Origin of the sequence: Brevundimonas sp. (assembly GCF_031082345.1) — a bacterium.
In the GTDB taxonomy this organism is placed as follows: domain Bacteria; phylum Pseudomonadota; class Alphaproteobacteria; order Caulobacterales; family Caulobacteraceae; genus Brevundimonas.
In genome coordinates, this window is record NZ_JAVHLH010000201.1 from 1 (window position 1) to 5,139 (window position 5,139).

Consider the following 5,139-nt stretch of genomic DNA (forward strand, 5'->3'; position numbering starts at 1 on the left):
GGCGCGACGTGTCTTCATGAGGATCGGCGAGGCGGCCACGGGCGCGGCCGTGTCGCGCCGGATCGCCGACCTCGCGGCCGCCCGGCCCGAACTGGCCGGCTGGGACTGGATCCAGGACGTGCGCGCGAATCGCGGCGAGGTCGACAACGCCGACATCGCCGCCGTCGCCGAGGCCTTCGCCGCCGCGCCGCCCGGACCCTGCTGGACCATCTTCGTCAGCCACGACCCGAACCTCGCCCTGTGGTGCAGGGTGATGGACGGCCTGTTCCAGGGGCGCCTGCACCGGGTGGTCGGCTCTCCCGAGGCCGCCCTGGCGCTGCTGGATTCGCTGCGGGCGGCTAGCCCCGTTCCTTCGTCTTCGTGAAGGCGACCTGCGGGAACCGCTCCATCACATAGCCGGTCTCCCAGCTCGACTTGGCCAGGAAGACCGGGTCGTCGTCGATGTCGCGGGCCATCTGGCCGCGGTATTTGCCCATGAAGTCCTCAAGGTCGGCCCTGGTCCCGCCGATCCAGCGGGCCTCCGAAAAGGGCGAGGGCTCGAAGATGACCTCCAGCCCGTATTCCTCGCCAAGACGGTCGGCCATGACCTCGAACTGCAGCTGGCCGACCGCGCCGACGATGAAGTCGCTGCCCATTTCGGGGCGGAACAGCTGGGTCACGCCCTCCTCGGCCAGGCCGTCCAGCGCCTTCTTCAGGTGTTTGGCCTTGAGCGGATCCTTGACCCGCACGCGCTGCAGGATTTCAGGGGCGAAATTCGGCAGGCCGGCGAAGCGGATCAGGCCGCTCTCGGACAGGCTGTCGCCGACGCGCAGGACGCCGTGGTTGGGAATGCCGATGACGTCGCCGGCGTAGGCGTCCTCGGCCAGCTCGCGGTCCGAGGCGAAGAACATGATGGGCGCGTTGACCGACAGCTGCTTGCCGGTGTTCTGGACCTTCAGCTTCATGCCGCGCTGGAACTTGCCCGAGGCCATGCGGAACATGGCGATGCGGTCGCGGTGGTTGGGGTCCATATTGGCCTGGACCTTGAAGACGAAGCCGGTGACCTCGGGCGCGCCGGGCTCGACGGTCGTCGCGACGGGCTCGGCGGCGTTGCGGGTTCCGGCGGGGGCGGCCTTGTGCGCCTTCATGACTTTCGGAGGGGGCGCCCATGCCCCGATCGCGGCCAGCAGTTCGTCGATGCCGAAATGGCGCAGGGCCGAGCCCCACAGCACCGGCGTCATATGGCCTTCGAGGAAGGACTGGCGGTCGAAGGCCGGATAGCCGCCCTCGACCAGTTCCTGGGCCTCCAGCAGGGCCTCGTGCTCGCCGGCCTCGAAATACTGCGCGGCGTCGGCCAGCGGCAGGGCCTCGGGGTGGGGCACGTCCTCGGCCGAACCGGCGGGCTTGCGGGCGTAGGGCTGGAAGCGGCCGGTGCCCATCTCGACCATGCCGCGCAGGCGATTGCCGCTCTGCGCCGGCCACCAGATCGGGGCAGGGTCCAGCTGGAGGCGCGAGGCGATCTCGTCCAGCAGGGCCATGGGGTCCTGGGCCTCGCGGTCCAGCTTGTTGATGAAGGTGATGATCGGAATGTCGCGCAGGCGGCAGACCTCGAACAGCTTCAGCGTTTGCGGCTCGATGCCCTTGGCGGCGTCCAGCACCATGATGGCGCAGTCGGCGGCGGTCAGGGTGCGGTAGGTGTCTTCCGAGAAGTCCTCGTGCCCGGGCGTGTCGAGCAGGTTGAACATCTTTGCTTCACCGTCGGCGGTGGTGTGCTCGAACGTCATGACCGAGGCGCTGACCGAGATGCCGCGCTCCTTCTCGATCTTCATCCAGTCGGACTGGGTGCGCCGGTTCTCGCCCCGCGCCCGCACGGCGCCGGCCGCGCGGATGGCCCCACCGGCCAGCAGGATGTGCTCGGTCAGCGTGGTCTTGCCGGCGTCGGGGTGCGCGATGATGGCGAAGGTCCTGCGGCGCAGGGCCTCCTGCTGGAGGGTGAGTTTCGACATGGCGGCGGGAGGTAGCGCGGACGCGACAGAAAGTCACTCGCCGGCGAATACCCCCTCGTCAGGCAGGGTTTTTGGAGTCATCGTCCGTATCGGCGAGACGACCCGGTCACGCAATCGGGCGCCGCCTTGGAAACGCAAGGAGCGGCCATGGCTCATGACCATCCCGTCGATCCACGCCCCGAAGGCGGGCCTCACCCCGCCGTCAGCCTGATGGTCGGCTTCGGCCTGATCATCCTGCTCGCGACCGTGGTGCACGTGGTCTTCAACCAGCTGGTCTAGGCGGCCGGCGGCTCAGTCCGCCACGGTCGCTTCGGGTTCGGCGTCCTCGGACGGGGTCTCCTCGACCGGATCAACGGTCTGGCCCATCGCCGTCTGGGCGGAGGCGATCAGGGTCTTCGCGCGCCTCGCCCATGAACCGCCGTGAGGACTGTTCGCCACAGGCAGCGCGATCTCGATCGCTTCCGCATACAGGCCGCGCGCCATATAGGCCCGACCCAGCCGCATCCGCATGTCGAAGGACTGGGGCGCCAGCTTCGCGCCCACCTCCAGGGTCGAAATGTCGTTGTCGGAGGGATAGCCGGGCTGGCCCGCCCGGCTGTCGTTGAGGGCCCGATAGATGCGGAAATCGAGGGGATCGGCGTCGAGGGCGCGGGCCAGATAGGCGACGCCTTCGCGGCGGTGCCCGGTCGCCTGGGCCGGATCGGTTTCGGCCTTGGCCATGTCCAGCAGAAGTTCCGCCGCGAGGCGCAGGGTCACCGGATCGCTTTCATCGGCCGTCAGCACCGGCTCGAGCACCTCGAAGCCTGCCTGGGAGCGTCCCTCCAGCCGATGCCCCCGCGCCTTCACCAGAAGGCCGATGCGCTCGTCGCGGTGTCGTTCCCCCGCGGCCAGGGCGTCCTGGATGAGCTGGGCCCTTGCCTCGGCGTCCTCGCGCATGGCTTCTTCGCGGCGCGCGCGGGCCCGGTCGGTCTCGCCTTCGCGGGGTTCGACCGGCTGCACTTCCACCGGCTCCCGGTCCAGGCGCAGGTCCAGCCAGGCCAGTTCGCTTTCGGCCCGCGACAGGCGGGTAACCTCGACCTCGGGCGTGGGAATCTCGATCTGGGGCGTGTGATACTGGATCGAACCGGCGAGGTAGAGGCGCATGTCGGTCTGCAACTGCTCGGGGGTCCTGCCCGTGGCCGCCTGCATGGCGACGACGGAATCCTCGCCACCGGCGACGGCCGCGAGATACTGGCCCAGCATCTGCGTGCGTTCGGGGGTGCTCATGAAATAATGGGTCAGTCCCCAGGCCTGGGCGTAGTAGTCGCCCGCCCGGTATCGGCCCGAGTCCGATATCCGCCATTTCAGCACGTCGGCCATGGGCGCCCAGCTGTTCACCGGCTGTTTGACGAACATCAGCATCCGGCCTTCGCTGTGTCGGCCGAACTGGATGCGATCGGGCCGGACGTCCGAGGTGGCGTAGTACTCCGCAAAGCCCTCGACGAACCATGACGGGTAGGCGGCCCCGGCCATCTGGAACATGAAATGATGGCCGTACTCGTGGAATATCACGTGATCGCCCATCTGGCTCTCGGTGTTGACCACGGCGTGGATGCGGCTGCTGTTCGGCGAATAGAAGCCGCCGACCGAGGCGCCGATGCCCGGTTCGGCGCTGAGCATGTCGCGCCGTCCATCCGCCAGATAGATCTCCAGCTTCGGAATCTCGTGATCGACGTGGATCGGGTAATAGGTCCGCAGGAAGAAATCGAAACGTTCGACCTTCTCCGCATAGGTGCGCACCGCGCGTTCGCTTTCGTCCCCGTAGATGATGAAATGGTCGGTTTCGGCCTTCAGCCATTGCGCCCAGGCGGGTGTGGGCGCGACGATCGCCAGCGCCGTCACGGCCATCGCCGTCACTCTCAGGATCGTCAGCATCGTCATGGCCCCCCGGCTCCCCAGCTCAGGGGCCGACCCTAACGGGGCCTCGCGCGACCGCCAAGCGTGGCCTACGCCGCCAGACGCATCCACACGGCCTTGTCGGCGGCGACGGCGTCGAGCTTGCCCTTCGCCGCGCGGGTCTTCAGCTGGCGCATGACCGGATCGGGCAGGGCGCAGAACTGCGGCTCGACCAGATCGGGGTCGCAGCCGGCGGCCGGGGCGGCGAACAGGGCGGCGTTGACCTCGGGCGAGCGGTCGTGGATCAGCCACGCCAGCCGGCGCGCCCGTTCCGGGTCGTTGTGGTGCAGCAGCGGGTCCTCGGCGAACAGCTCGCAGCCCAGGGCCAGCACATAGTCGAAGCCGAGCTTCTCGAAACGGCGCGCGTCGCCGGGCGTGACCGGGCAGGCCTCGTCCAGGTCGAACACAACGTCGTTCAGAAGAAAGAGCATTCGGCTCACCCACCATCACATCGGGCTCATTTCGACCCGTTAGACATGACCATAGGCGCCCACGCTTGAGGTTCCGTTCCCGAACGTCGTTAAGGATTTCGCACTGGCGGCGGCGGCGTTAACCCCGCGGTTTGATCTCGGGATCCGCCACCTTCTCGGTGATGAAATGCCGGCCCTCGCGGTCCTCGATCTCTATGATCCAGAGATCGGGATCGTAGCCGATCTGGCGCTGGAGGTAGGCGTCCAGCTCGCTCTCGAACTCGCTTTCCATCGGCTGCATCCACAGCCGCTCGCCGTCGGGCCCGAAAGCCTCACTATAGAGTCTGGCGCGCCGGTTCGAAGTGTCGAAGGCCTTGACGATGACGGTCCCCGCCCGCGCGTCGCCCTTGCGCGCCACCGTGGCGAAGGCCCCGGCCAGCTCGGCGCGGCGGATCAGGGCGGAGACCCAGAGGTCGGTGGAAAGAAGCAATTTGCTAACCCTGATCGGAAACCGGACCGGAACGCGTGGCGCGTAGGGTGCGGCGCATGACGATAGGGCAGAACGCCTCAGCCGCCAAAGCCGTCCTCCTCGCCGCCGCCGTGCTGGCGACGCCGGCGCAGGCGTGGGCGGGACCCGCCGACACCTACTATGAACGCGCCTTCGTGGTGGCCGCCGACGCCCGTTGCGGCCTGTTCGACGACCGCGTTGACGCCGCCCTGACCGCGGCCAATCTGTCCGCCCTGAACAATACCGGCAAGCCGGCGGCCGTCCAGCTGCAAAACGCCACCTTTACCCTGCCGCCGGGGAC

General features: G+C 68.2%; 6 protein-coding genes and 1 pseudogene. 3 read left to right on the forward strand and 4 right to left on the reverse strand.

The window, feature by feature from the left end; translation table 11 throughout:
* Positions 1–364: hypothetical protein (locus RDU12_RS12020; protein ID WP_308684805.1), on the forward strand; the 364-nt coding region annotated here is incomplete at its 5' end.
* Here RDU12_RS12020 and RDU12_RS12025 read toward each other — a convergent pair.
* Entirely contained in the window at positions 339–1,985 is a 1,647-nt protein-coding gene (locus RDU12_RS12025; protein WP_300291031.1) for a peptide chain release factor 3, read from the reverse strand. The two genes, RDU12_RS12020 and RDU12_RS12025, sit on opposite strands and share 26 nt — an antisense overlap.
* 147 nt (positions 1,986–2,132) lie before the next feature.
* Here RDU12_RS12025 and RDU12_RS12030 point away from each other — a divergent pair, with 147 nt between their 5' ends.
* Positions 2,133–2,264: a hypothetical protein gene (locus tag RDU12_RS12030; RefSeq protein ID WP_300291033.1), complete on the forward strand. Its 132-nt coding sequence runs from the start codon at positions 2,133–2,135 to the stop codon at positions 2,262–2,264.
* 12 nt (positions 2,265–2,276) lie between these two features.
* On the opposite strand, the gene RDU12_RS12035 is transcribed toward RDU12_RS12030, so the two are convergent.
* The 3 genes from RDU12_RS12035 to RDU12_RS12045 form a co-directional block, all read right to left on the reverse strand.
* The gene (locus tag RDU12_RS12035; RefSeq protein ID WP_300291035.1) at positions 2,277–3,905 is read right to left on the reverse strand and encodes a DUF1570 domain-containing protein; all 1,629 of its coding nucleotides are present in this window, start codon (positions 3,903–3,905) and stop codon (positions 2,277–2,279) included.
* 65 nt (positions 3,906–3,970) lie between these two features.
* Complete coding sequence (locus RDU12_RS12040; protein ID WP_300291037.1) at positions 3,971–4,351, reverse strand: hypothetical protein; 381 nt, start codon at positions 4,349–4,351, stop codon at positions 3,971–3,973.
* A gap of 118 nt (positions 4,352–4,469) precedes the next feature.
* On the reverse strand, positions 4,470–4,820 hold the full coding sequence (locus RDU12_RS12045; RefSeq protein WP_300291039.1) for a DUF1491 family protein: 351 nt from the start codon (positions 4,818–4,820) through the stop codon (positions 4,470–4,472).
* A 56-nt stretch (positions 4,821–4,876) separates the two neighbouring features.
* Between RDU12_RS12045 and RDU12_RS12050 the strand changes: the two are divergent.
* Positions 4,877–5,139 (forward strand): annotated as a pseudogene (locus RDU12_RS12050) (hypothetical protein); the annotation flags it as partial.